Source organism: Bradyrhizobium genosp. A (genome assembly GCF_049949275.1).
Classification (GTDB): domain Bacteria; phylum Pseudomonadota; class Alphaproteobacteria; order Rhizobiales; family Xanthobacteraceae; genus Bradyrhizobium.
In genome coordinates, this window is sequence record NZ_CP188196.1 from 8,259,563 (window position 1) to 8,284,961 (window position 25,399).

Consider the following 25,399-nt stretch of genomic DNA (forward strand, 5'->3'; position numbering starts at 1 on the left):
CCACCCACACGGTTGCCACTCCGAAGAACTCGCCATAGAACAGAGTGACGCGCTGCCAAAAAGAACAACAAGTGAGGTCACGCCATGGAAGCTCGGGTCTCTAAAGCGCAGGTCTCTAAAACCCAGGTCTCTGCCGCGTCGGTTCCTGCCCGCTCATGGTCGCCGCCGCCCGATGCCAGTGACATCGTCAAGGGCATCCACGCCATGCTGCATCCGCACAACATCGTGCTGGTGGGCGCGACCGACAAGCCGGGCAATTACGCCGAGCGCATCTGGAACAATCTGGTCAGATACGGCTTCGAGGGCGGGCTCTTTCCTGTCAACGCCAAGCGCGAAACCATCTGGGGCGTGCCCTGCTACAAGGATTTTGCGAGCCTCCCCGAGAAGCCTGATCACGTTTTGGTGCTGGTGCCCGCACGCTTTGCCGTGCAGGTGATCCGCGACGCCGCTGCTGCCGGCGCGCGGTCGGCTACCATCGTCACTTCAGGTTTCAGCGAGTTGCAGGATGAGGAGAGCCAGAAGCTCGCCACGGAGCTGCAACAGGCCGTGCGTGAGACGGGGCTCGCCGTCACCGGCCCCAACTGCCTCGGCAATTTGAGCGCCGGCGAGAATCTCTTCACCAATATCGACGACCGCAACGTCACCATGGAACAAGGCGCGGTGGCGATCGCCGGCCAATCCGGCGCCATCGTCATGGCAATCCGGCAGGCGCTGGAGGATCGCGGCGTCGGCGTCGGCTATATGGTGACGACAGGCAACGAGACCGGGCTCGAGACGCCCGACCTGATGCGCTATTTCGCCGACGATCCGAGCGTCAAGGTGATCGTGGTCTATCTCGAAGGCGTCCGTAACACCAAGGCGTTTCGCGACGCCTGCAAGGCCGCGCGGGCCGCGAGCAAGCCGGTGATTGCACTCAAGCTCGGATCATCGGAAGGCGGCCGCGCCGCGGCGATGGCGCACACCGGCGCGCTGGCGGGCTCGATCGAGACGTTCGACGCGATCGCAACCCGCGAAGGCGTGATCCGCGTGGGCGGGCTCGACGAATTGATCGAGACCACCGAATGCTTCGTCCACGCCGCCGTGCCCAAAGGCGACCGGCTTGCCGCAGTGACACTGTCCGGCGGCAAGCGCGGCATGCTGATCGATGCCTTTTATGCAGAAGGCCTGAATTTCGCGCCGCTCAGTCCCCATGTCAGCAGCGAACTGGCGAAGATGCTCGGCCCGGGCTCGATCGTCGGCAATCCGCTCGATGCCGGCTTTGCCGCCGTGGTCGATCCTTCCGTCTACATGAAGTCGATCAAGCTGATGATCGACGATCCTGATATCGACATCGTCATCGTCGACGCTGAGCTTCCGAAAGCGCCGCACGAGCAGCGCGAGCGTAATCTGCGTATCGTCAACGAGATGGCGAGCCGGGCCTCAAAACCCGTGATCTATATCAGCGCGATGTCGATCGGCTTCACCGAGTACACCAAGGGTCTGCGCAAATCGCTGCCGCACCTCGCGGTGATGCAGGGCATGGATCGCGCGGTGACCGCGATCAAATCCCTGCTCGCCTATGCCAGGCTGCGCAAAGAGGTGCCCGACATCGTCTCGAGCTCGAAGCCCGCCGCGCGCGCCGTGCTGGAGAAAGCGCTGGCATCGGCGAGCGGCGCCGCGCTCGACGAGGTCGCCTCGAAAAAGCTGCTGAAAGCCTATGGCATCCCGACCTCGAGGGAGGGAATTGCGCAGACGGGGGCGGAGGCCGTGAAGATTGCCAAGCAGATCGGCTTTCCGGTCGTGGCCAAAGTCGTCAGCGCCGAGATCCTGCACAAATCCGATATCGGCGGCGTGGTGCTGAACCTCAACAGCGCGGCCGAGGTGAAGAAAGCGTTTTCCGACATCACCGCGCGGGTGAAGAAGCTGAAGGGCAAGCCGAAGCTCGACGGCATCCTGATCGCGCAGCAGGTCAAGGCCGACCTCGAGCTCGTGGTCGGCGCCTCGCTCGATGCCGAGATGGGGCCGGTCGTGCTGTTCGGCACCGGCGGCATCGATATCGAGCTGATGAAGGACGTGGCGCTGGCCGGCGCGCCGCTGGACGAGGCCGAGGCGCGGCTCCTGATCGGCCGCACCAAGGCCGGCATCAAGATGCGCGGCTATCGCGGCAAGCCGGCGCTGCACGAGACCTCGGCGGTGAAGGCGCTGGTCGGCCTGTCCAATTTGATCGCGGATGCCGGCGACCGGATCGCCTCGATCGACATCAATCCGTTCCTGATCAATGCCAGAACCGGCGTCGCGGTCGATGCGCTGATCGTGCTGAACAACGCAGCCGCGAAGCGCGCCGCTGGCCATTGATGTCGCGCAGGGCGGAAGAGCGAAGGCGGACAAGTCGTTAACCCGCTCTCGTTAACATTGCGGCCATCCAGGCTCCTTCCAACTTCCCCGCTTTGGTCGTAAAATCGCACCCGCATGGCACGCGCGAGCAATCTGGTGATCGGAACGACGACGCTGGCGGTGATTGCCGTGGCGTTCGGCGGCCTGCTCAGCGTGCAGAAATGGCGCACCATCCAGAGCCGCAGCCCGTTGCGCGTCGTCTTTGAGGGCGGCTCGGCCAGCGGCCTGCGGCCCGGCGGCCCGGTCAATTTCGACGGCGTGCCCGCCGGCCAGATCCTGTCGATCAAGCTGGACAGTCCGCGCAAGGTCGTGGCGCTGGTGTCGCTCGACAACACCGCGCCGATCCGCAAGGACACGGTGGCCGGCATCGAGTTCCAGGGCCTCACCGGTGTCGCAGCGGTCTCGCTGATCGGCGGCGCCCCGTCCGCGCCTCCGGTGCCGCTGGACTCGGACGGCATTCCCGTGCTGACCGCCGACCTCAGCGACGCCGAATCCATCGTCGACACGCTGCACAGCGTCGATCGCACCATCGTCAGCAACGCACCCGCGATCAAGGACGGCCTGCGCACGTTCGAAAACCATACGGCGGACCTCAGAGGCAAGGGTGACGAGATCGACGCGGTGATGCTCAAGGTCGACAATGCATTTGCGGGCTTCGACAAGGCGGTCACCAAGATCGAGGGCGTGGTGCCGGGCTTTGTCGACGGCAAGGCCGACGAGTTGTTCGAAAAGGTGAAGGGGCTGCACGAGCTCGCCGACACCATGAAGAGAAAATCGGCAAGCTTCCTCGAGGACACCCGCCGCTCGCTGCTCGATGTCAGCGAGGCCGCGAACAAGATGAGCGGGACGCCGGCGCCCGCCGTCGCCCCGCGCCCGCCGCGCAAGCCAACGCAGCAGAAGCGGTAGAGCCTACCAGCTGGCAACAACACTTTCGCGCTCAACTATGCCGCCAAGGACGTTATGTTTCCGAATCTTGCCGAGTTGCTCGGAAAGCCGGAACTTTCGGGTTCGGTGTTGTACTCGCGCAACGGTTATTGGGCCACCTCTCGCAACCAGAGCGCGATTCTGTCGCCTCGGGCGACAGTTTGCAGTGCTTCAGTAATTGCTGGCCGCCGCCTCATTCGGGATGCCGTCGATCGGACACTCGTCAGTCCCTGGCGTCGAGCGCGTCATCGCCTCGACCATGTCCCGCGTGCCTTCGGGATCGGCGATCCAGTTCTTGTAGAAATCATAGGGGCAGGCGGCGACGCCGCGCGGACTCTCGCCGGAATTGATCATGCCGGTGTAGCCGCGGTGGACCAGCTTGTAGAGGTGGTTCTGCGACTGGCCGTTGCGGCGGGCATCGCGGATCAGATGTTTCGACAGTTGCGCGTACTGGATGCCGTATTCCTCCTCGCCGCACTCGCCGAGCGTACGGCCGTCGAAGCCAATGATCGCGGAGTGGCCGAAATAGGAATAGACACCGTCGAAGCCGGCGGCATTGGCGACCGCGACATAGACGTTGTTGGCCCACGCCATGGCCTTGGAAATCAGAATCTGCTGTTCCTTGGCCGGATACATGTAGCCCTGGCAGCGCACGATCAGCTCGGCGCCCTTCATGGCGCAGTCGCGCCAGATCTCCGGAAAATTGCCGTCGTCGCAGATGATGAGGCTGACCTTCATCCCCTTCGGGCCTTCAGAGACGTAGGTGCAGTTGCCGGGATACCAGCCTTCGATCGGCACCCACGGCATGATCTTGCGGTACTTCTGTACGATCTCACCCTTGTCGTTCATCAGGATCAGGGTGTTGTAGGGCGCCTTGTGCGGATGCTCCTCGTGCCGCTCGCCGGTGAGCGAGAACACGCCCCACACTTTCGCCTTGCGACAGGCCTCGGCAAAAATCGCGGTCTCCTCACCGGGCACTGCGGAGGCGGTCTCGTACATCTCTTTGGAGTCGTACATGATGCCTTGTGTAGAGTACTCCGGGAAGATCACCAGGTCCATGCCGGGCAGGCCAGCCTTCATGCCAACAAGCATGTCGGCGATCTTGCAGGCGTTGTCGAGCACCTCGGCCTTGGTGTGCAGGCGGGGCATTTTGTAGTTGACCACTGCGACGCCGACGGTGTCGTTGCTGCTGGAAATATCGCCGTGAAGCATGTTGAGCGCTCCTGTCTTTTATTCGTTTGAGGTCATCGCGTGCGTTAGTGGCTGATCATCCAGGGCCGCGCGGTGGGAAAGCCCTTGGCACCGCTCCTGGTCCTGGTCACCAGCCGCGCAGGCTTCTTCTTGTCCGACGAGCTCCTGTTCTTGACCGTCTTGCCTGACGAGCAGCAGCCGCAACCGGGGCCGTGCGAGGCCTTGTATTGCGCGAGCGTCTGCGGCGCGTGCGTGCTGCGCTCGTTGACGGCGTGGGCCTTTCGCTTCTCTGCAGGCATGCAGAAGAAATTCGGCGCAGTCAGGATGACGCGCGGCGCCATCGCCTCGCAGTGCGGACAATTTTGCGGATCGTCACATTCCGCCATCGGGCGCAGATCCTTGAAGGGTCCGCAGTCGTCACAGAGATATTCATAGACCGGCATTGCATCACATCCCTACGCTCTTGCCTGTTCAATATGCTTCGCCGCGGATGCGGGCGGCCGAGAGGCGCCGTCCCACATCCCGTCGTGCAGGGACTATTTGTCCGGCGAGATCGGCATCTGGATGTCGCCGGTGATGTGCTTGATCGGACCCGCCGCCGACGGCATCACGTCGAAGTCGAAGATTTCCGTCGGCAGCCACAGCGTAGCGCAGGCATTGGGCACGTCGACCACACCGGAGATGTGGCCCTGGCACGGCGCGGTGCCGAGGATCGAGTAGGCCTGGGCGCCGGAGTAGCCGAACTTCTTCAGATATTCGATGGCGTTGAGGCAGGCCTGGCGATAGGCGATATGGACGTCGAGATAATGCTGCTTGCCGGCTTCATCCACCGAGATGCCTTCGAAGATCAGATAGTCCTTGTAGTTCGGCGTGATCGGCGACGGCTTAAAGATCGGATTCTTGATGCCGTATTTCGACATGCCGTCCTTGATCACTTCGACCTTCAGATGCAGCCAGCCGGCCATCTCAATCGCGCCGCAGAACGTGATCTCGCCGTCGCCCTGGCTGAAGTGCAGATCGCCCATCGAGAGACCGGCGCCGGGCACATAGACCGGGAAGTAGATTTTTGAGCCGCGCGACAGGTCCTTGATATCGCAATTGCCGCCGTGCTCGCGCGGCGGCACCGTGCGCGCACCTTCTGCACCGATCTTGGCTTTCACATCGCCCGTGGCACGGCCGCCGTGGGCGGTCGCCGCGAATGGCGGGTTGGCAAGGCCAGGCACGCGGGTCGGGTTGGTCGAGATCAGCTCGGCCTCGCGCTTGTTCCAGGTCTCCAGCATCTTCGGGTCAGGCAGACAGCCGATCAGACCGGGATGGATCAGTCCTGCGAAATTCACCCCGGGCACGTGGCGCGACGAGGTGTAGAGACCCTTGAAGTCCCAGATCGACTTCTGCGCCAGCGGGAAGTGGTCGGTGAGGAAGCCGCCGCCGTTCTGCTTGGAGAAGAAGCCGTTGAAGCCCCACAGACTCTCCTTCATCGGGCCGACGTCGAGCAAGTCGACGACAAGAAGATCGCCGGGCTCCGCGCCCTTGACGCCGATCGGACCGGAGAGGAAGTGAACGATCGACAGATCGATATCGCGTACGTCGTCGGCGGAATCGTTGTTCTTGATGAAGCCGCCGGTCCAGTCATAGGTCTCGATGATGAAATCGTCGCCGGGATTGACCCAGGCAACGATCGGGATGTCGGGGTGCCAGCGGTTATGCACCATGTCATTTTCATAGGCCGATTTGGTGAGATCGACCTTGATCAGTGTCTCTGGCATCGAGAGGCTCCCATTTTACGACGGTTGGTTAGACGGACAGATATTTTGAGACCTGCGCGGCATCGACGCTGTCGCGCGGGTCATCACGCACGATCGCGCCGTTCTCGATCACCAGCACGCGGTCGGCGATATCGAGCGCGAAGCTCAGGACCTGCTCGGACACGACGATCGAGAGGCCCTTTTCATCGCGGATGCGCTTGAGCGTCCGCGCCATGTCCTTGATGATCGACGGCTGGATGCCTTCGGTCGGCTCGTCGAGCAGCAACACTTTCGGCTTGGTCGCGAGCGCGCGGGCAATCGCCAATTGTTGTTGTTGCCCGCCGGACAGATTGCCGCCGCGGCGGCCCTTCATCTCCAGCAGCACCGGAAACAGCTCGTAGATGTCGCCGGGCACCTCAGTGCCACCGGAGACGACGAGCCCGGTCTCGATGTTCTCCTTCACGGTCATGGTGGAGAAGATCATGCGGCCCTGCGGCACATAGGCGAGGCCCTTGGCGACGCGCTCATAGCTCGGCAGGCCGCCAAGCTCGGCGCCGTCCATGGTCACCGAGCCACTTTTCGCCGGGAGGATGCCCATCAGCGATTTCATCAGCGTGGTCTTGCCCATGCCGTTGCGGCCCATGATCGCAACGATCTCGTTGGGCGCGACCTTGACGTTGAGCCCGTGCAGCACCTCGCTCTGGCCGTAGGCGACGTGGAGATCCGAAATAGCCAGCATCGTCGACTCCTAGGCTCGGTGTTCGTTCACCTCTCCCCACCGGGGAGAGGTCGCGCCGAAGGCGCGGGTGAGGAGGTGCGGGTCCCACGCGAGAGCGAAGCCCCTCACCCGAATTGCTGCGCAATTCGACCTCTCCCTTTGGGAGAGGTGAACCGAGTGCGCCGACTGCATTTGCCCTTTGCCAGCCATCCGTCAGTGCCCCAGATAGACTTCAATGACCTTGGGATCGTTCTGCACCTTCCCCATGGTCCCCTCGGAGAGGATCTGGCCCTGATGGAGCACGGTGACCTTGTGTGCGATGTCCTCGACGAACTTCATGTCGTGCTCGATCACCAGCACCGACCGGTTCTTGATGATGCGGTTGAGCAGCTCCGCGGTCTTGGCACGCTCGGACACGCTCATGCCCGCAACGGGCTCGTCCAGCATCAGGAGGTCCGGATCCTGGATTAGCAGCATGCCGATCTCCAGCCATTGCTTCTGACCGTGGCTGAGCAGATCGGCGCTCATATTCAGCCGATCCTTCAGGAAGATCATTTCGGCGACTTCATGCACCCGGTCGCGCACGGCGGCATCGCGGGTAAAGGTCAGCGCGCCGAACACCGAGCGTCCGCGCGGATAGGAGATCTCCAGATTCTCGAACACTGTGAGATCGTCGTAGATCGACGGATTCTGAAATTTGCGGCCGACTCCGGTCTTGACGATCTCGTTCTCCTTCATCCGCGTCAGCTCCTTGCCGCGGAATTGAATCGAGCCTGATGTCGCTTTGGTCTTGCCGCAGATCAGGTCGAGCACGGTGGTCTTGCCGGCGCCGTTAGGGCCGATGATGACGCGGATCTCGTTCTCGTCGACATAGAAGGAGAGATCGTTGACCGCCTTGAACCCGTCGAACGACACCGTCAGGGCTTCGACAGCGAGCAGGAATTCCTTGGGCTGATGACCTACGAGCATGATGATCTCCTCACTCGGCCGGGGCGCCGTCAGCGACCGAACTGTCGGTCCACCCTTCAGGTTTGGGTTTGCGCGACGAGATCAGGCGATCGATGCGCGGCTGCACATAATCGCCCCAGATCCCGGCAAGGCCGTTCGGAAATGCGAGGACCACGGCGATGAACAGGCCGCCGAGGCCAAACAGCCACAATTCGGGAAACGTCTCCGACAGGCTGGTCTTGGCGAAGTTGACCAGCAGCGTGCCGTAGATCGCGCCCAGGATCGACAAACGGCCGCCGACCGCGGTGTAGATCACCATTTCGATCGACGGCACGATGCCGACGAAGGACGGCGACATGAAGCCGACATTGAGCGCGAACATCGCGCCGCCGATGGCGGCGAACACGGCAGCGATGCAGAAGGCGAAGATCTTGAAGTTTGCAACGCTGTAGCCGGAGAACCGCACCCGGTCCTCCTTCTCCCGCATTGCGACCAGGATGCGTCCGAGCTTGGAGTGCCGGACGAACTGCGCGATCATGATGCAGACGAGCAGGCATCCGACTTCGAAGAAATACAACACGACCTTGGCGTGATCGGGCCTGATGTCCCACCCCTTCAGGGTGCGCAGGTCAGTCATGCCGTTGATGCCGCCGGTGTAGCCCTGCTGGCCCACGATCAGGATGGTAAGGATGGCCGCGACCGCCTGGGTGATGATCGCGAAATAGGTGCCGCCGACCCGGCGCTTGAACATGGCTGTGCCGATGATCAGGGCGAAGATGCCGGGCACCAGAATGATCGCCGCGATGGTGAAGGTGAGGCTGTGAAAGGGCTTCCAGAATAGCGGCAGTGACGTGATCTGATTCCAGTCCATGAAATCTGGAATGCCGGGGGTCGACTGGATCTTGGTGTTCTCCACGCTCGATGCCTCGAGCTTGAGGAACATCGCCATGCAGTAGCCGCCGAGCCCGAAGAACACGCCCTGGCCGAGGCTCAAGATGCCGCCATAGCCCCAGCAGATCACCAGCCCCAGCGCGACGAAGGCATAAGTCAGATATTTCGCGACGAGGTTAAGCCTGAAGACATCGAGCGTGAGCGGCAGCACCACCACCAGGAAGACCGCGAGCACCAGAATTCCGATGAGCTCCGATCGATTGAAGAACCGATTGTCGGTCATTGCATCAGCCTCTATTTCTCACTTGCGGACCTTGAGGGCGAACAGCCCTTGCGGCCGCAGCATCAGGATTCCGACAACGGCGAGCAGCGTCAGCACCTTGGCCATCGAGCCCGACATGAAGAACTCGAGGGTCGATTGCGTCTGCGAGATCGAGAAGGCCGAGGCGATGGTGCCGATCAGGCTCGCCGCGCCGCCGAACACGACCACGAGGAACGTGTCGACGATGTAGAGCTGTCCGGAGGTCGGCCCGGTCGAGCCGATCATGGTGAAGGCGCTGCCGGCGACGCCGGCGATGCCACAGCCGAGGCCGAACGTGTAACGATCGACCTTCTCGGTGTTGATGCCGACCGCGCCCGCCATGATGCGGTTCTGCACGACCGCCCGCACCTGGCGGCCCCAGCGCGACTTGTACATCACATAGGCGACGCCGATCGTGATCAGCACGGTCAGGCACATCACGAAGACGCCGTTGATCGGCACTTCGATGCTGTCGGTGACGTGCAGCGATCCGAGCATCCACTGCGGCAGCTCGACGCCAACCTCGCGCGCGCCGAACACGGAGCGGTAGGCCTGCTGCAACATCAGGCTGAGGCCCCAGGTCGCCAGCAGCGTGTCGAGCGGACGCTTGTAGAGGTGACGGATCAGCACCCATTCCACCAGCATTCCCAGCGCGCCGGATACGATGAAGGCCAGGATCATCGCGAGGAAGAAGTAGCCGCTGAACAGGCTCGGAAAATAAGCCTGGAAGAAATTCGAGGTCAGCCAGGTGACGTAGGCGCCGAGGATCATGAACTCGCCGTGGGCCATGTTGATGACGCCCATCTGGCCGAAGATGATCGCAAGACCGAGCGCCATCAGCACGTAGACCGAGAACAGGATCAGTCCTGCAAAACCCTGCATGACGAAGATGGAGCCAAGATCACCAAGCGAGTAGTCGCCGAACATCGATGTCCTCCGTCAGGGATGAGGTCCCGCGTCGCGAGCAGTTTCGCGACGCGGGGGTCTTGGGCGTGGATTTGCTGTCCACGCCAGGGAGCGGCTGGTCTTGTGGTAAATCGCGGCTGACGCCGCGCTTCTTACTGGTAGCGCTCTTACCGGTAGCGCTTCTTACTGGTAGCCCTTGGGGAACGGATCCGGCTCGACCAGATCGGCGGTCTCGTAGATCAGCTCGAACTGGCCATCGAGCTTGGCGCGGCCCACCCGGGTCTTCGACCAGAGATGATGGTTTTCGTGGATGCGCACATAGCCTTCCGGCGCGCCCTTGAACTCGACGCCCGGCGAGGCCGCGGCGATCTTGTCCACGTCGAAGGAGCCGGCCTTCTCGACCGTCAACTTCCACAGCCACGGGCCGAGATAGGCAGCCTGGGTGACGTCTCCGATCACGGTCTTTTCGCCCCACATCTTCTTGAACGCGGGCACGAAGGCCTTGTTGTTCGGATTGTCGAGCGACTGGAAGTACTTCATGCAGGCATAGGCGCCCGCGATGTTCTCGCCGCCGATGCCGTCGATTTCGTCCTCGGTCACCGAGATCGTCAGCAGCGCCTGCTTGGAGAGGTCGATGCCGGCGGCCTTGAGCTGCTTGTAGAACGCGACGTTGGAGCCGCCGACGACGTCGGTGAAGATCACGTCGGGCTTGGTCAGCTTGATCTTGTTGATGACCGAGTTGAACTGGGTGTTGCCGAGCGGATAATATTCCTCGCCGACCACCTTGCCCTTCAGCACGTTCTCCACGTGCTTGCGCGCGATCTTGTTGGAAGTGCGCGGCCAGATGTAGTCGGAGCCGACGAAGAAGAACGACTTCGCGCCCTTCTCCTTCGCGATCCAGTTCAGGCCGGCGAGAATCTGCTGAGTCGCCTCCTGGCCGGTGTAGATCACGTTCTTGGACTGCTCGAGGCCTTCATAGAAGGTCGGGTAATAGAGCATGCCGTTGTACTGCTCGACGACCGGCAGCACCGCCTTGCGCGAGGCCGAGGTCCAGCAGCCCATGATCGCCGCGACCTTGTCGTTGACGAGCAGCTTCTTGGCCTTCTCCGCAAAGGTCGGCCAGTCGCTGGCGCCGTCTTCCTGGATGAACTTGATCTTGCGACCGAGCACGCCGCCGGCAGCGTTGATCTGCTCGATGGCGAGCTTTTCGGCCTCGATCGAGCCGGTTTCGGAGATGGCCATGGTGCCGGTCGCCGAATGCAGGATGCCAACGGTCACCTCGGTGTCAGTGACCGCAAGACCGGTGGTGTTGACCGCCGAGGTCGCCGGGGCCTGGGCAAATGACGCCCGCGGCAGCATCGTGATAACAGGCACGGCCGCCATTCCCATCAATAGTTTGCGCCGGAGCGGCGACAACAGGCCCTTGTTTGCTTCGTCTGACATGAGCACCCCACTGTTTGTTCGAGGACACGCGATTGGTGCCGTGAGGATGGCTCGAATTTGTGCACTGCAAGCATACGCAAGATCGCGTATACTGCACCGCAAAATACCGACGTAGGCTTTTGGTACAGGATTTGCGGGTTCACGAGAGGTTCGGACGAGTTCGGGAGTGGGGTATAAGTGGCAGGGCGGCAGCGAATAGACCGCGTCAGGCGCCAGTATAATCAATGGGTCGCCAACCAGACGCTGGAAGACTACGCACTGCGCTTCACCGCCAAGAGCGCGCGACGCTGGTCCGCCGCCCGCGTCGCCAACACCGCAATCGGTGCGATTTCCTTCCTGGTGCTGGAGGCAATCGGCGGCACCATCACCCTCAACTACGGCGTCACCAACGCCGCGGCAGCGATCCTCGTCGTCTCGACCATCATCTTCTTCTGTGGCCTGCCGATTGCCTATTATGCAGCCAAATGCGGCATCGACATTGACCTGCTCACGCGTGGTGCCGGCTTTGGCTATATCGGCTCGACCGTCACCTCGCTGATCTACGCGTCCTTCACCTTCATCTTTTTTGCAATCGAGGCGGTAATTCTGGCGACCGCGCTGGAGATGTGCCTGGGGATTCCGCGCCCGATCGGCTACCTCATCAGCGCGGTCGCGATTATCCCGCTCGTGACCTACGGCATCACGCTGATCAGCCGCTTCCAGCTCTGGACGCAGCCGCTCTGGATCGTCCTGCACATCCTGCCCTTTGCCGCGATCGCCTGGGCCAGCCCGCACTCCTTCACGGAGTGGCACAAATTCGCCGGTGAGCACGGCGACCTCGGCGGCCATTTCGACCTGTTGCTGTTCGGTGTCGCATCCTCCGTCGTGTTCTCGCTGGTGGCGCAGATCGGCGAGCAGGTCGACTTCCTGCGATTTCTGCCGCGCGACCGCCGCACCTCCAAAGCGTCGTGGTGGATCGCGCTGATGAGCGCAGGGCCGGGCTGGATCGTGCTCGGCGCACTGAAACTTCTGGCCGGCTCGTTCCTCGCCTTCTTCGCGCTGAGCCACGGCGTGCCGCCCGAAGAGGCGGCCGAGCCCGCGCATATGTATCTCGTGGCCTTTCGCTACGTGCTGTCGGACCCGGACCTCGTGCTGGCGCTCACCGGCTTCTTCGTGGTGCTGTCGCAGATCAAGATCAACGTCACCAACGCCTATGCCGGCTCGATCGCATGGTCGAATTTCTTCTCGCGCCTGACGCACAGCCATCCCGGGCGCGTCGTCTGGCTGGTGTTCAACGTGATGGTGGCGCTGCTGCTGATGGAGATCGGCGTCTACAAGGCGCTGGAGCAGACGCTCGCGCTCTACTCCAACGTCGCGATCGCCTGGGTCGGCGCGCTGGTGTCCGATCTCGTGATCAACAAGCCGCTCGGCCTGCGTCCGCCGCAGATGGAATTCAAGCGCGCGCATCTCTACGACATCAATCCGGTCGGCGTCGGTGCGATGACGCTTGCGATCATCGTGTCGATCGCGGCGTTCTACGGCCTGTTCGGCCCGACCATGAAGGCGCTCGCCGCCTTCGTCGCGCTGACGGTGGCCTTCGTCAGCGCGCCGATCATTGCCTGGCTGACCGACGGGAAATACTACATCGCGCGCAAGCCGAAGCGGAGCTGGGCCAATATCGAAGCGATCCAGTGCTGTATCTGCGAGCACAGTTTTGAACCGGAGGACATGACGTCTTGTCCAGCCTATGCCGGCCCGATCTGCTCGCTGTGCTGTTCGCTCGATGCCCGCTGCCACGATCTCTGCAAGCCGCATGGGCGCGCGCAAGTGCAGTTCGCGGACGCGCTCAGCAGAATTTTGCCACAGCCGATCTATCAGCGGATCAACTCGCAGTTCGGTCACTATATCGGCGTGTTCGTGGTCTCCGCCGGTCTCGTCGCGCTGGTGCTTGGACTGATCTATCTACAGACCTCCGCGAGCGTGCATAGCGAGAACTCACTCGTCTCCAACGTGCTGTGGAAGGTGTTCTTCTCGCTCAGCATCATCATCGGCGTGGTCGCCTGGCTGTTCGTGCTTGCGCAGCAGAGCCGCCGCGCGGCGGAAGCCGAGACGCGACGGCAAACCGCGCTGCTGATCCAGGAGATTGACGCGCACAAGCGCACCGACGCCGAGCTCCAGCGCGCCAAGGAAGTCGCCGAATCCGCCAATCTGGCCAAGAGCCGCTATGTGGTGGGGTTGAGCCACGAGCTGCGCTCACCGCTGAATGCGATCAGCGGTTATGCGCAGCTGCTAGAGCAGGATGCGACGCTCAACACCAAGCCGCGCGATCAGGTCCGCGTCGTCCGCCGCAGCGCCGACCACCTCTCCGGCCTGATCGACGGCATCCTGGACATTTCCAAAATCGAAGCCGGCCGGCTGTATCTCTCCCGCGACGAGGTCCGTGTGAGCGAATTCCTGGACCAGCTCGTCGGCATGTTCCGCCTCCAGGCCGGCGCCAAGGGTATCGACTTCGTGTTCAGGCGGCCGGCCACATTGCCGACCGTGGTCTACGCCGACGAGAAGCGGCTGCGTCAGGTGCTGATCAACCTGTTGTCCAACGCCATCAAATTCACCCAGACCGGCAGCGTGCAGTTTATCGTGCACTACCGCAGCCCCGTCGCCGAGTTCGAAGTGACCGACACCGGCCCCGGCATCCAGGGCGACGATCTCGAACGCATCTTCGCGCCGTTCGAGCGCGGCGCGCTCGGGGTCGCACAACCGCAGACGGGCACGGGACTCGGACTCACCATCAGCCGGCTGCTCGCCGGCGTGATGGGCGGTGATATCAAGGTTGCCAGCACTGTCGGCCGCGGCAGCACGTTCAAAGTGAAGATGTTGCTGTCGGAGGTCACCAACCCCAGGCGCACCGCGCCGGTGGAGGCGCCGGTTTCTGGCTATCACGGCGCGCGCAAGACCATCCTCGTCACTGACGACGATCCCGTGCATCGCGATCTCCTGCGTGAGGTGCTGACGCCGCTTGGGTTCATCCTGCTCAGCGCGGCAGACGGGCCAGGCTGTCTGGCGCTGGCGCAGCATTGCCGGCCCGATCTGTTCCTGCTCGACATCTCGATGCCAGGCATGGACGGCTGGACCGTGGCGGAACAGCTGCGCGTAGACGGCCATCACCAGGCCCGTATCCTGATGGTGTCGGCGAGCGCGCTGGAGGCGCACGGTGCACCGCTCGCGCAGCCTTTCCACGATGGCTATCTGATGAAGCCGATCGACATCCCGCGGCTACTGGAGACCATTCGCCAGCTGCTCAAGATCGAATGGCAATACGGCTCCGACGAGATCGTCGTGCCGCTCTGGCGGCCGGACAGTGGCTCGCGGCCGCCGGTCAGACACATCGAGGCACTGATCGGGCTCGGCCAGATCGGCTACGTCAAAGCGATTCAGCTGAAGCTGGACGAGATCGGCAGCGAGCATCCGGAGCATGCCGACTTCGTCGCGGAGATGCGATCGCTGGTCGATCGCTTCGATCTCGACCAGTACATGGCAACATTGAAAACACTGCATGCTTATGAGCATTGAGCCGAAAAAGCGCGACATCGCGCTGGTTGTCGACGACTCCCCCGAAACGCTGCGGCTGCTCACCGACGCGCTCGACGGCGCCGGGATGACAGTGATGGTCGCGCTCGATGGCGCGAGCGCAATCCGCATCGTCGACCAGATCACCCCCGACATCGTGCTGCTCGACGCCGTGATGCCCGGCCTGGACGGCTTCGAGACCTGCCGGCGACTCAAGCGCGACGCGGGCCTGGCCAATGTCCCCGTGATCTTCATGACGGGCCTTTCCGAGACCGAGCACATCGTGCGCGGGCTGGAAGCCGGCGGCGTCGATTACGTGACCAAGCCGATCGTGATCGAGGAGATGCTGGCGCGCATCCGCGTCCATCTCGGCAACGCGCGGCTGACCCAGAGTGCGCGCACCGCGCTCGACGTCTCCGGACGCTTCCTGTTCGCAGTCAACCGCCAGGGCCACATCCTGTGGGCGACCCCGCAGGCGCAAAAACTGCTGGCCGATCATCACGGCGCCCAGGCCGACGATTTCATCCTGCCGCCGTCTCTGCTGCAATGGCTGGAACAGGTGAAAGGCAAGGGCAGCGCCAAATCTCAAGCCGCTTCCCTGCCCGACAATCCACAGCTCCGGTTCTATTACTTGGGCGAGACCGCGCCGAACGAGTTCCTGCTGCGGTTGTCCAGGGAATCCGGTACCGCGCTGCCGCCCGAATTCACCAGCGAGCTCGGCCTCACCACCCGCGAGGGCGAGGTGCTGGCCTGGCTCAGCAAGGGCAAGACCAACCGCGACATCGCGCAAATTTTGGGATTGAGCCCGCGCACGGTCGACAAGCATCTGGAGCAGATTTACGCCAAGCTCGGTGTGGAGAACCGGACGGCGGCGGCGGCGATTGCCACGAATGCGACGAGGCGGAATTCGTAACCGGGCTCTGAGTGAGTTGCATCGCCGCGCACCCAAAAATTGGTGTCGTCCGGCCTAGTGTGCAATTGCGCACGGGGGGCCGGGACCCATAACCACAGGGAGCGGTTTGGCGAAGACCGTTCGCCGTGGGACTAACACTATCCGCAATCGTTAGATTCCGCGGTATGGGTCCCGGCCTTCGCCGGGACGACAGCTGAGTATGGGGCGATCGCTAGCCACCCCATACAAGGACGGTCACCTCACCCGTACACAAACGCCTTGTCATCCAGATCCGTCTTTGGGATCTCGTCCTTCTCGGTCCAGTAATCCTGGCTGTGCTGCCATTCCGGCTTGTCGCCACGCTTGGGCAGCAGGTTCATGTTGCGCATGATGTAGCCGGGATTGAAGTTTTCCGGATCGATCCAGGGCAGGATCGGCATGTTATGGTCTTCGGCGCGCAAGCTCACCTCGACCTTCCTGGTGCCCTTCGCCTTCATGTGGTTGAGGAGCCGGCAAACAAAGTCCGCAACGAGATCCACACGCAGCGTCCAGCTCGCACGGAAATAGCCGAATACCCAGACCATGTTCGGCACGCCCGTGAACATCATGCCGCGATAGGTCACGGTGTCACCGAAGGCGAGTGGCTTGCCGTCGATCTCAAAGGCAATGTCGCCGAGCGCCGAGAGGTTGAAGCCGGTCGCAGTCACGATGACGTCGGCCTCCAGCAGCTTGCCGGATTTGAGCTGGATGCCGTTCTCGACGAAGCATTCGATCTCGTCGGTGACGACCGAAGCCTTGCCGCTGGCAATGCCCTTGAAGAGGTCGGCATCGGGCACGAAGGCGATACGCTGCCGCCACGGCCGATAGCTCGGCGTGAAATGCGTCTCGACGTCGTAGTCCGGACCGAGCACCGCGCTGATCTGGCCGATCAGGTCCTTCTTCACCTGCTCTGGCTTGGACAGGCAGAGCTTTGTGAACGCGTCCTGCTCGAACAGAATCTTGCGACGAACGATCTCGTGGATCCAGGCCTCGTCGACCTGGAGTCGGCGCAATTCCTCCGCGATCTCGATCGCGTTGCGGCCGAGGCGAAAATAGGTCGGCGAACGCTGCAGCATGGTGACATGCTCGCACTCGTCGGCAATGTTCGGCACCAGCGTCGCCGCGGTCGCGCCCGAGCCGATCACGACGACCTTTTTGGCCTTGAGATCGATATCGTCAGGCCAGGTCTGCGGATGGACGATTCGCCCTTTGAAGCGATCCATGCCCTTCCATTCCGGCGTGTAGCCTTCGGAATGGCGATAATAGCCCTGGCACATCCAGAGGAAGTTTGCGGTGAAGGTCTTTGCCTCACCGGTGTCGGTCGTCACCGCCTCGATGGTCCAGAGGTTCTGCTCGCTCGACCAGCTCGCCGAGTTGATCTTGTGCCTGTAGCGGATGTGCCGGGCGATATCGTTGTCGTCGATCACCTCATTCATGTAGGCGAGGATTTCCTCGGCGGTCGCGATCGGCGGCCCGACCCAGGGCTTGAAACTGTAGCCGAAGGTATGGAGATCGCTATCCGAGCGGATGCCGGGATAGCGATGCGTGCTCCAGGTGCCGCCGAACGTCGCCTGGGTCTCCAGGATGACGTAGCTCGTACCCGGCAACTGCTTGGTGACGTGATAGGCGCTACCGATGCCGGAGATACCGGCGCCGACGATCAGCACGTCGAAATGTTCCGAGGCTTGTTTGGTCGTTGCGTGACTGCGAACCGCGACATTCATTGTTGCTTCTATGCCTTGTCTTTTTCGGGCCGCCTTGATGGCGACGCGTTTCCTCCGCGACGGGCATGGTTGCCAGCCGCGCTTCCACTGCAAAATGACATAGATCAAGTCGCGATCAAACTACAACGCCGCGCCCCAGCTCCGCGCCGTCTGCAAGATCCAGTCGCGATAGAGCGTGAGCGGCGTGACCCCGGTCAATCCGCCACAGCCGGCGCCACCGTTCGGTCCCGTGGACCAGCTGATGACGCCGACAAGCACGGCACCGTTCGGCTTGTCCTCGAACACGGGGCCACCGGAATCGCCGGTACAGGCGCCAATTCCGTCGCGAACACCGTTGGTTACGGGATCGACCAGACGGATCTGGAACGTGCCGGGCTGGCCGGTGGCAACGAGTGCAGCAACCCGCGTGGCGCCGCCGCTCTTGCCATCGCCACGCACGGTGACGCCGATTCCGGCGATGGTGAAACGGCTGCCGACCTGGATCGGAATATTCGGCGCGCCCACCGGCACAGTCGATTTTCCCTTGAGCGGAATTTCCAGTTGCAGCAATGCCACGTCGGCCGTGGCGCGATGCGCCTGCATCGCCTGCATGTTGAAGCTCGGATGGATCGCGACAGCGCGCACATTCAGCAGCTGTGGCGCGCCGTCGGGGCCACGATCAACGATCTTGTAGTCTGCGCCGGGCTGCACACAGTGCGCGACGGTGAGCACCAGCTTCGGTGCGATCAGGCTGCCGGTGCAGAAATTGCCGCGCGAACCCACGATGGTGACGACCGCGCGCGCGACGCCGTCGGTCTGCGGCGTGCCACCGCCGACGATGGCATGGGCGGGTGCGGCGAGCAGCAGCGCGGATAGGATGAGAGTCGCAAGCTTCTTCATGGGAACACGCTCGGGCGTCGGCATTGATGGTGATGCGCGATGGTGATGCGCGATTGCTTCGGACTGGCCCTTGCCGATAGCGCATGCTAGCCCTCTTGGAAAGAAATTGACGAGGGCAGGATAGTGGCGATCGAAGCTGTGATCTTTGATTTTGGCGGCGTGTTGACGAGCTCACCGTTCGAGGCGTTTTCGCGGTTCGAGACCGAGCGCGGCCTGCCCGTCGACATCATCCGGCGCACCAACGCCGCCAACCATCTGGAAAATGCCTGGGCCAGGTTCGAGCGCGCCGAGGTCGATATCGAGACGTTCGATCATTTGTTTGCGGTGGAATCGCTCGCGCTCGGCGCCGAGGTACGCGGACGCGACGTGCTGCCATTGCTTCAGGGCGATCTGCGTCCCGAGATGGTCGAGGCCTTGAAGCGCATCAAGGCACAATTCAAGACCGGCTGCATCACCAACAACCTTCCGGCCAACGCCATCGGCAGCATGACCGGGCGCTCGCTCTACGTCGCCGAGGTGATGGTGCTGTTCGATCACGTCATCGAATCCGCCAAGATCGGCCTGCGCAAGCCCGACCCGCGCATTTACCAGCTGATGGTCGAGACGCTGAAGGTCGATCCGAAGAGGTGCGTTTATCTCGACGACCTCGGCGTCAATTTGAAGCCCCCGCGCGAGATGGGCATGACCACGATCAAGGTCACGAGCGGCGCCCAGGCGATCGCCGAGCTCGAGGCGGCGACGGGGTTGAAGCTCTCTTAGTCCGACCTACTCTGCCGTTCGGGCGATCCGCTCTGGAAATGCGGCCGCGAGCGAAGCACGATCCGGCTTCAACACGCCGCGCTCGGTGATGAGGCCGGTGACGAGACGCGCCGGGGTCACGTCGAAGGCGTAGTTTGCGACGGGCGAACCCTCCGGCACGATGCGCACCGTTTCCAATCGGCCATCAGCCGTGCGGCCGGTCATGTCGGTGACCTCAGCGCCGCTGCGCTGCTCGATCGGAATATCCCTGATGCCGTCATTCACGGCGAAGTCGATCGTCGGCGACGGCAGGGCGACGTAGAACGGCACGCCGTTGTCGTGTGCGGCGAGCGCCTTGAGGTACGTGCCGATCTTGTTGCAGACGTCGCCATTGGCGGCAACGCGGTCGGTGCCGACGATGGCAAGATCGACCATGCCATGCTGCATCAGATGCCCGCCGGTGTTGTCGGGGATGACGGTATGCGGCACGCCGTGATGACCGAGCTCCCAGGCGGTGAGCGAAGCGCCCTGATTGCGCGGCCGGGTCTCGTCGACCCAGACATGGACCTTGATGCCGCGCTCATGCGCAAGATAGATCGGCGCCGTCGCGGTACCCCAGTCGACGGTGGCGAGCCAGCCGGCGTTGCAATGGGTCAGCACGTTGACCGTCTCGCCCGGCTTCTTCTTCGCCACGATCGCCTCGATCAGTGCAAAGCCGTTGGCGGCGATGCCGCGATTGATCTCGACGTCCTGCTCGACGATCTCGTCGGCGCGGGCATACGCTGCTTCCGCCCGTTCGACCGGATCGATCGGCGCTAGCGTCGCACGCATCTCGTCCAGCGCCCATTTCAGATTGATCGCGGTCGGCCGCGCCACGACCAGCGTGTCGTAGGCGCGCTTCAGGCCCGCGTCGGAGGCATCCTCGCGCATCGCAAGTGCCATGCCGTAAGCCGCCGTCGCGCCGATCAGCGGTGCGCCACGGACCAGCATGTCGCGGATCGCAACCGCCGCGTCTTCGCGCGAGGTCAGCTTTGCAACGATGAATTCATGCGGCAGCCTGCGCTGGTCGATCGCGCCGACCGACCAGCCGTCGCGCTCGCGCCAGATGCTGCGGAAATGTTTGCCGTCGACCTTCATGGCATTCTGCCTTTCGTCTCAACCGCGCAGGATGCGCCCCGCCACCGCGTCGAGCTTCTTCAGAAGCTCGGGATCGCGCGCCTCGGGCGCGGTGATCAGCGCCGTGTCAAGCGCGCGGTCCGAGCCGACCGGGCACGGTTCATGCTCGCGCGGAAAATCCTTTGCCAGCCGCGCCACCAGCGCCTTGGCCTTGTCGGCGTTGGACGTCAGCACGCGGATGATATCCTGCACGGTGACGGCGTCGTGATCGGGATGCCAGCAGTCGAAATCCGTCACCATCGCGACGGTCGCGTAGCAAATCTCGGCCTCGCGGGCGAGCTTTGCTTCGGGCATGTTGGTCATGCCGATCACGGAATAGCCCAGCGTCTTGTAGGTCATGCTCTCCGCATAAGTGGAGAATTGCGGCCCCTCCATGCAGACATAGGTGCCGGCCCGCGCGATCGCGATGCCCTCGGCCTCGGCCGCTGCGGCAAGGTGGATCCGCAGCCGCGGCGAGACCGGATGCGCCATCGAGACATGCGCAACGCAGCCTTTGCTGAAGAACGAGCTCTCGCGCTTGTGGGTGCGGTCGACGAACTGGTCGACGAGAACGAAGGTGCCGGGCGGCATCTCTTCCTTGAAGGAACCGCAGGCCGACAGCGAGATCAGGTCGGTGACGCCGGCGCGCTTCAGCACGTCGATATTGGCGCGGTAGTTGATGTCAGAGGGTGACAGGCGGTGGCCCTTGTCATGGCGCGGCAGGAACACGATCGGCAGGCCTGCGATGGTGCCGCGCCGCACCGGCGCCGACGGCTCGCCCCAGGGGCTCTTGATCACCTCTTCGTGCGCGCCCTCGAGTCCCGGCAAATCGTAGATGCCGGAGCCGCCGATGATGCCCAATACCGCCTGCGTCATGCCTGCTCCACCCCGTTCGCGACCTGCGACATGGTTAAGCTATGCCAGTTTTGCGGCGGTTTTGGAACGGGGATGGGGCCCGATTGGTGTCTTTGCGAGGAGCGCAGCGACGAAGCAATCCAGGCTGCCGCCGCGGAGGCAGTCTGGATTGCTTCGCTTCGCTCGCAATGACGGAGGAGAGTGCCGAACTATGCCGCGGTCGCGGGCTGCAACTGGGTCGCGACCATCCGTTCAAGCGTCTCGACGGACTGGAAATTCTCCGGCGTAATCTCGGTTTGCGGAATCGTGAAGTCGAACTCGGCTTCGACGCCCAGCATCAGATTGACCATGTCCATCGAGGTCAGGCCGGCATCGACGAGTTTCGTCGACGGCGTGACATCGGCGGTGAGCGAGTTCTGCACGAGGATGCCCTTCACCAGCTTGGTGATGCGATTGCGCAAATCGGTATCGAAGGCCTGCATCGGCAAATTCCATCTGTCCATAAAAGGTCGGGCCGGCTGCCGGGTACGATGGGCACGACGGGCCGATCCCGCAATGGGCGTCACCACTACTTCGCGTTTCTTAGTAAACGACGACTCAGATTGTCTGGAATCCAGGCTTCTCCCAGAGCCCCTAACGCGATCGCCGGAATTCGGGTCATGCAAACAACCCGACCTTAACTGTTCGTTCGGAATGTCAGTTCGTTTACCCTCTATTTCATCGACGAATTTGAATTAAATTCGTAGCCTCGTCTCATAAGCAAAGATGGTCGGAGGATCGCTGATGCGGCATCGCGAATGATGCCTGCGATCCTGAACGACGAAGCGGAGGCGGACAAGCATGAACGTGCGTGAAGCAGTCCTCACTGTCGACGAGACGCAGACCAGCCTCCTCGAGCAGGGCCCCTCCCTCATCGAGCGCGCCACCCGGACCGCGGCTGTGGCCGCAGCCGACGCTGACGGCGTCGATCGCGACGCATGCTTTCCCCACAAGGCTTTCGATGCCGCGCGTGAGCAGCAGCTGCTCGGTGTCATGATCCCGGTCGAGTTCGGCGGCTTCGGCGCATCGATCTACGACGTCACCGACATCTGCTACACGCTCGGTCGCGCCTGCGCCTCGACCGCGATGATCTACGCGATGCACCAGACCAAGGTCGCCTGCGTCGTCAGGCACGGCCACGGTATTCCCTGGATGGAAACCATGATGCGCCGGGTCGCCCGCGACCAGTGGCTGCTCGCCTCCTCCACCACCGAAGGCCAGAACGGCGGCAACATCCGCGCCAGCGCGGCCGCTGTCGACCATGCCGGCGACACCGTCTCGCTGGTTCGCGACGCCACCGTGATCTCCTACGGCGCCCAAGCCGACGGCCTCGTCACCATCGCCCGCCGCGCCACCGAGGCCGCTGCTTCCGACCAAGTGCTGCTGGCGCTCGCCAAGGACGATTATTCGCTGAAGCAGACGCAGGGCTGGGAAACGCTCGGCATGCGCGGCACGTGTTCGACCGGCTTCGAGCTGAAGGTCGATTGCCCCGCCGACCGCGTCTTCCCGGAAGCCTATGACAAGATCCACGCCCAGACCATGACGCCGTTCGCGCATCTGTGCTGGTCGTCGACCTGGGCCGGTATTGCCGCCGCCGCTGTGACGCGCGCGCAGGCGTTCGTTCGCAAGGCGGCCCGCACCTCCGGTGGTCAGATGCCGCCGGCCGCCGCACACTTCACGGCCGCGAAAATGTCGCTGGCGAAACTGCGCGCGCTGATCGCGGCAAATCTCGACGCCTTCGCCCGCGCCGAGCATGACGAGCGTGCGCTCGGCGCGCTCGACTTCCAATCCTCGATCACGCTGTTGAAGGTGCAGGCCTCCGAGCTCGCGGTCGAGACCGTGATGCATGCGATGCGCACTGCGGGCCTGTCCGGCTACCGTAACGACGGCGAGTTCACCGTGGGGCGCCATCTGCGCGACGTGCTGTCGTCGCCGATCATGATCAACAACGACCGCATTCTGGCCAATGCCGCTACCTCGACGCTGATGAGCGGCGTGCCGGCAAGCCTTCGCGACTAAAGTGCTTTGCGACTGAGACTGAACCAACAAGAACAATTTTGAAATAGCAGGACATCGAACCATGAACATTGCCGTCCTCCCCAATTCGCCCGAGACCGCGCCGCAGATCGTCGATCCGCTCGATCATCTCGCCGACAAGCTGTTCCACCGCATGGGCTCGGACGGCGTTTACGCCCGCACCGCACTCTATGAGGGCATCGTCGAGAAGCTTGCCGCACTGATCACCAGCAATCGCGAAGCCGGCACCGAGGTGATGCGCTTCCCGCCGGTGATGAGCCGCGCCCAGCTGGAAAAGTCCGGCTACCTCAAGAGCTTTCCAAATCTGCTCGGCTGCGTCTGCGGCCTGCACGGCACCGAACGCGAGATCAACGCCGCGGTGAGCCGCTTCGACGCCGGTGGCGACTGGACTTCGTCGCTCTCGCCGGCCGACCTCGTGCTGTCGCCGGCGGCCTGCTATCCGGTCTATCCGATCGCGGCGAGCCGCGGCCAGCTGCCGAAAGGCGGCCTGCGCTTCGACGTCGCTGCCGACTGTTTCCGTCGCGAGCCGTCAAAACATCTCGACCGGTTGCAATCGTTCCGGATGCGCGAATATGTCTGCATCGGCACACCCGACGACGTCGCCGATTTCCGCGAGCGCTGGATGGTGCGCGCGCAGGCGATCGCGACCGAGCTTGGCCTGACCTTCCGCGTCGACTATGCCAGCGATCCCTTCTTCGGCCGCGTCGGCCAGATGAAGGCGGTGAGCCAGAAGCAGCAGCAGCTCAAGTTCGAGCTCCTGATCCCGCTGCGCTCGGAAGAGCAGCCGACCGCCTGCATGAGCTTCAACTATCACCGCGAACATTTCGGCACGACCTGGGGCATCCAGGACGCCAATGGCGAGCCCGCGCACACCGGCTGCGTTGCCTTCGGCATGGACCGGCTCGCGGTCGCGATGTTCCACACCCACGGCACTGATCTTTCCGCCTGGCCCGCCAAGGTGCGGGACATTCTGGGCCTACAGCCGCAGGTCGCGGCCGACGCCCATGGCGAGGGCTGGCGCTAAGGTAAGAGGCCGGCCATTTCCACGGGTAAGACGAGCGTGATCCACACCAAGGTCCGATGCCGCGAGATCACCGAAGCCGACGTCGATGCGGTCGCGGACCTGCTGACGCGCGGCTTCGTCGGTCGCTCCCGCAACTATTGGATCCAGGGCCTGCGACGGCAAGCTTTCCGGCCGGTGCCGGACGGCTATCCGCGCTTTGGCTACATGCTCGACAATGACGGCGAGCCGGTCGGCGTGCTGCTTCTGATCTACACCACGCGCAAGGACGGCGAGGAAACCGCCATCCAGTGCAATCTATCGAGCTGGTACGTCGAGCCGGCCTACCGCAACTACGCGCCGCTGCTGACCAAGATCGCGCAGCGGCACAAGCACGTGACCTACCTCAACATCAGCCCGGCGCCGTGGACATGGCCGATCATCGAGACGCAGGGTTTTCGCGCCTATTGCCGCGGCCTGTTCTTCTCGGTGCCGGCGCTGTCGCGCGCCCCGCGCTGGAGCAAGATCGAGGTGATCTCGCAGCATACCAAGCAGATCGAGGGGCTCTCCGCCGAAGAGACCGAGCTGCTGACCCGGCATGCGCGCTATAATTGCCTGAGCCTGGTCTGCCGCACGCCGAAGGGCGTCTTCCCCTTCATCCTGCAACCGGTGCGCATCCGCCGCGGTTTCATCGCACCGCCGGCGATGCAACTGATCTACTGCCGCAGCGCCGCCGAATACGCCGCCTGCGCCGGCCGCATCGGCCGGCTGCTGTTGCGGCTGGGCAAGATCTCGGTGATCGTCGATTCCAACGAGCCCATCCCCGGCCTCGTCGGTATTTATACCGAGCGACGCGGCCGCAAATATTTCAAAGGTCCGCACCGCCCGCGGCTGGCCGACCTCACGGATACGGAACTGGTGCTGTACGGGCCGTAGAAGCGGTACGCGTACGACAATGGGATTTGTTGCCGGGTCCGGGGCCTGCACTCTCTTCATCGCCAGTCACCCTCCGTAAACTACGGCGCTTAAGGGAATTTTCCCGCCTCTTCGCTACG

The 25,399-nt window shown here is 63.0% G+C and carries 21 protein-coding genes; 8 read left to right on the forward strand and 13 right to left on the reverse strand.

Translation table 11 applies throughout. The annotated features are described in order from the left end of the window. The first annotated feature begins 84 nt into the window (after positions 1-84). Together ACP2YP_RS38700 and ACP2YP_RS38705 are read left to right on the forward strand one after the other, a co-directional pair. Positions 85-2,334: an acetate--CoA ligase family protein gene (locus tag ACP2YP_RS38700; protein WP_426421527.1), complete on the forward strand. Its 2,250-nt coding sequence runs from the start codon at positions 85-87 to the stop codon at positions 2,332-2,334. 114 nt (positions 2,335-2,448) lie between these two features. Then, positions 2,449-3,279: an MlaD family protein gene (locus ACP2YP_RS38705; RefSeq protein ID WP_426421528.1), complete on the forward strand. Its 831-nt coding sequence runs from the start codon at positions 2,449-2,451 to the stop codon at positions 3,277-3,279. 189 nt (positions 3,280-3,468) lie between these two features. Here ACP2YP_RS38705 and ACP2YP_RS38710 read toward each other — a convergent pair whose 3' ends face one another. The 8 genes from ACP2YP_RS38710 to urtA form a co-directional block, all read right to left on the reverse strand. Continuing rightward, the gene (locus ACP2YP_RS38710; protein ID WP_426421529.1) at positions 3,469-4,509 is read right to left on the reverse strand and encodes an aliphatic amidase; all 1,041 of its coding nucleotides are present in this window, start codon (positions 4,507-4,509) and stop codon (positions 3,469-3,471) included. Positions 4,510-4,553: 44 nt separating this feature from the next. Next, positions 4,554-4,931 (reverse strand): FmdB family zinc ribbon protein, encoded by a 378-nt coding sequence (locus ACP2YP_RS38715; RefSeq protein ID WP_426421530.1) that lies wholly within the window; start codon positions 4,929-4,931, stop codon positions 4,554-4,556. A gap of 93 nt (positions 4,932-5,024) precedes the next feature. Beyond that, on the reverse strand, positions 5,025-6,254 hold the full coding sequence (fmdA, locus tag ACP2YP_RS38720) for a formamidase (protein WP_426421531.1): 1,230 nt from the start codon (positions 6,252-6,254) through the stop codon (positions 5,025-5,027). 28 nt (positions 6,255-6,282) lie between these two features. After that, positions 6,283-6,972 carry an urea ABC transporter ATP-binding subunit UrtE gene (urtE, locus tag ACP2YP_RS38725; RefSeq protein ID WP_426421532.1) on the reverse strand — a complete coding sequence of 230 codons (690 nt, stop codon included), beginning with the start codon at positions 6,970-6,972 and terminating at the stop codon, positions 6,283-6,285. Between the two features lie 192 nt (positions 6,973-7,164). Beyond that, positions 7,165-7,920: an urea ABC transporter ATP-binding protein UrtD gene (gene urtD, locus ACP2YP_RS38730; RefSeq protein WP_426421533.1), complete on the reverse strand. Its 756-nt coding sequence runs from the start codon at positions 7,918-7,920 to the stop codon at positions 7,165-7,167. A gap of 10 nt (positions 7,921-7,930) precedes the next feature. Further along, the gene (urtC, locus tag ACP2YP_RS38735) at positions 7,931-9,073 is read right to left on the reverse strand and encodes an urea ABC transporter permease subunit UrtC (protein ID WP_426410904.1); all 1,143 of its coding nucleotides are present in this window, start codon (positions 9,071-9,073) and stop codon (positions 7,931-7,933) included. 18 nt (positions 9,074-9,091) lie between these two features. Then, positions 9,092-10,018 carry an urea ABC transporter permease subunit UrtB gene (gene urtB, locus ACP2YP_RS38740; protein ID WP_426421534.1) on the reverse strand — a complete coding sequence of 309 codons (927 nt, stop codon included), beginning with the start codon at positions 10,016-10,018 and terminating at the stop codon, positions 9,092-9,094. 162 nt (positions 10,019-10,180) lie between these two features. Beyond that, on the reverse strand, positions 10,181-11,440 hold the full coding sequence (gene urtA / locus ACP2YP_RS38745; RefSeq protein WP_426421535.1) for an urea ABC transporter substrate-binding protein: 1,260 nt from the start codon (positions 11,438-11,440) through the stop codon (positions 10,181-10,183). A gap of 177 nt (positions 11,441-11,617) precedes the next feature. Between urtA and ACP2YP_RS38750 the strand changes: the two genes are divergently transcribed. Together ACP2YP_RS38750 and ACP2YP_RS38755 are read left to right on the forward strand one after the other, a co-directional pair. Next, positions 11,618-14,989: a hybrid sensor histidine kinase/response regulator gene (locus ACP2YP_RS38750; protein WP_426421536.1), complete on the forward strand. Its 3,372-nt coding sequence runs from the start codon at positions 11,618-11,620 to the stop codon at positions 14,987-14,989. Next, complete coding sequence (locus ACP2YP_RS38755) at positions 14,973-15,899, forward strand: response regulator (protein WP_426421537.1); 927 nt, start codon at positions 14,973-14,975, stop codon at positions 15,897-15,899. Before ACP2YP_RS38750 ends, ACP2YP_RS38755 begins: the two co-directional genes overlap by 17 nt. Before the next feature lie 239 nt (positions 15,900-16,138). On the opposite strand, the gene ACP2YP_RS38760 is transcribed toward ACP2YP_RS38755, so the two are convergent. Both ACP2YP_RS38760 and ACP2YP_RS38765 read right to left on the reverse strand, forming a co-directional pair. After that, entirely contained in the window at positions 16,139-17,641 is a 1,503-nt protein-coding gene (locus ACP2YP_RS38760) for a flavin-containing monooxygenase (RefSeq protein WP_426421538.1), read from the reverse strand. A gap of 120 nt (positions 17,642-17,761) precedes the next feature. Then, positions 17,762-18,520, reverse strand: a complete 759-nt coding sequence (locus ACP2YP_RS38765) for a S1 family peptidase (protein ID WP_426421539.1) — start codon at positions 18,518-18,520, stop codon at positions 17,762-17,764. 123 nt (positions 18,521-18,643) lie between these two features. Between ACP2YP_RS38765 and ACP2YP_RS38770 the strand changes: the two genes are divergently transcribed. Continuing rightward, positions 18,644-19,279: an HAD-IA family hydrolase gene (locus tag ACP2YP_RS38770; protein ID WP_426421540.1), complete on the forward strand. Its 636-nt coding sequence runs from the start codon at positions 18,644-18,646 to the stop codon at positions 19,277-19,279. A 6-nt stretch (positions 19,280-19,285) separates the two neighbouring features. Here ACP2YP_RS38770 and mtnA read toward each other — a convergent pair whose 3' ends face one another. From mtnA to ACP2YP_RS38785, 3 genes are all read right to left on the reverse strand, one after another. After that, positions 19,286-20,395 (reverse strand): S-methyl-5-thioribose-1-phosphate isomerase, encoded by a 1,110-nt coding sequence (gene mtnA, locus ACP2YP_RS38775; RefSeq protein WP_426421541.1) that lies wholly within the window; start codon positions 20,393-20,395, stop codon positions 19,286-19,288. Between the two features lie 18 nt (positions 20,396-20,413). Continuing rightward, on the reverse strand, positions 20,414-21,289 hold the full coding sequence (locus tag ACP2YP_RS38780) for an S-methyl-5'-thioadenosine phosphorylase (RefSeq protein WP_426421542.1): 876 nt from the start codon (positions 21,287-21,289) through the stop codon (positions 20,414-20,416). Between the two features lie 188 nt (positions 21,290-21,477). Then, positions 21,478-21,750, reverse strand: a complete 273-nt coding sequence (locus tag ACP2YP_RS38785) for a phosphopantetheine-binding protein (RefSeq protein ID WP_426421543.1) — start codon at positions 21,748-21,750, stop codon at positions 21,478-21,480. Positions 21,751-22,108: 358 nt separating this feature from the next. Between ACP2YP_RS38785 and ACP2YP_RS38790 the strand changes: the two genes are divergently transcribed. From ACP2YP_RS38790 to ACP2YP_RS38800, 3 genes are all read left to right on the forward strand, one after another. Continuing rightward, positions 22,109-23,326: an acyl-CoA dehydrogenase family protein gene (locus ACP2YP_RS38790; protein WP_426421544.1), complete on the forward strand. Its 1,218-nt coding sequence runs from the start codon at positions 22,109-22,111 to the stop codon at positions 23,324-23,326. 61 nt (positions 23,327-23,387) lie between these two features. Then, a complete protein-coding gene (locus ACP2YP_RS38795) occupies positions 23,388-24,368 on the forward strand; it encodes an amino acid--[acyl-carrier-protein] ligase (protein WP_426421545.1) in 981 nt (326 codons plus the stop codon). 36 nt (positions 24,369-24,404) lie between these two features. Further along, entirely contained in the window at positions 24,405-25,280 is an 876-nt protein-coding gene (locus ACP2YP_RS38800; protein ID WP_426421546.1) for an acyl-CoA acyltransferase, read from the forward strand. Positions 25,281-25,399 lie beyond the last annotated feature (119 nt).

Coding starts and splice junctions, on each gene's coding strand:
- urtC (WP_426410904.1), bottom strand. CDS start 9,073: ATGACCGACAATCGGTTCTTCAATCGATCGGAGCTCATCGGAATTCTG.
- ACP2YP_RS38715 (WP_426421530.1), bottom strand. CDS start 4,931: ATGCCGGTCTATGAATATCTCTGTGACGACTGCGGACCCTTCAAGGAT.
- urtE (WP_426421532.1), bottom strand. CDS start 6,972: ATGCTGGCTATTTCGGATCTCCACGTCGCCTACGGCCAGAGCGAGGTG.
- urtA (WP_426421535.1), bottom strand. CDS start 11,440: ATGTCAGACGAAGCAAACAAGGGCCTGTTGTCGCCGCTCCGGCGCAAA.
- ACP2YP_RS38705 (WP_426421528.1), top strand. CDS start 2,449: ATGGCACGCGCGAGCAATCTGGTGATCGGAACGACGACGCTGGCGGTG.
- urtB (WP_426421534.1), bottom strand. CDS start 10,018: ATGTTCGGCGACTACTCGCTTGGTGATCTTGGCTCCATCTTCGTCATG.
- urtD (WP_426421533.1), bottom strand. CDS start 7,920: ATGCTCGTAGGTCATCAGCCCAAGGAATTCCTGCTCGCTGTCGAAGCC.
- ACP2YP_RS38790 (WP_426421544.1), top strand. CDS start 22,109: ATGAACGTGCGTGAAGCAGTCCTCACTGTCGACGAGACGCAGACCAGC.
- ACP2YP_RS38785 (WP_426421543.1), bottom strand. CDS start 21,750: ATGCAGGCCTTCGATACCGATTTGCGCAATCGCATCACCAAGCTGGTG.
- fmdA (WP_426421531.1), bottom strand. CDS start 6,254: ATGCCAGAGACACTGATCAAGGTCGATCTCACCAAATCGGCCTATGAA.
- ACP2YP_RS38755 (WP_426421537.1), top strand. CDS start 14,973: ATGCTTATGAGCATTGAGCCGAAAAAGCGCGACATCGCGCTGGTTGTC.
- ACP2YP_RS38795 (WP_426421545.1), top strand. CDS start 23,388: ATGAACATTGCCGTCCTCCCCAATTCGCCCGAGACCGCGCCGCAGATC.
- ACP2YP_RS38765 (WP_426421539.1), bottom strand. CDS start 18,520: ATGAAGAAGCTTGCGACTCTCATCCTATCCGCGCTGCTGCTCGCCGCA.
- ACP2YP_RS38760 (WP_426421538.1), bottom strand. CDS start 17,641: ATGAATGTCGCGGTTCGCAGTCACGCAACGACCAAACAAGCCTCGGAA.
- ACP2YP_RS38780 (WP_426421542.1), bottom strand. CDS start 21,289: ATGACGCAGGCGGTATTGGGCATCATCGGCGGCTCCGGCATCTACGAT.
- mtnA (WP_426421541.1), bottom strand. CDS start 20,395: ATGAAGGTCGACGGCAAACATTTCCGCAGCATCTGGCGCGAGCGCGAC.
- ACP2YP_RS38710 (WP_426421529.1), bottom strand. CDS start 4,509: ATGCTTCACGGCGATATTTCCAGCAGCAACGACACCGTCGGCGTCGCA.
- ACP2YP_RS38700 (WP_426421527.1), top strand. CDS start 85: ATGGAAGCTCGGGTCTCTAAAGCGCAGGTCTCTAAAACCCAGGTCTCT.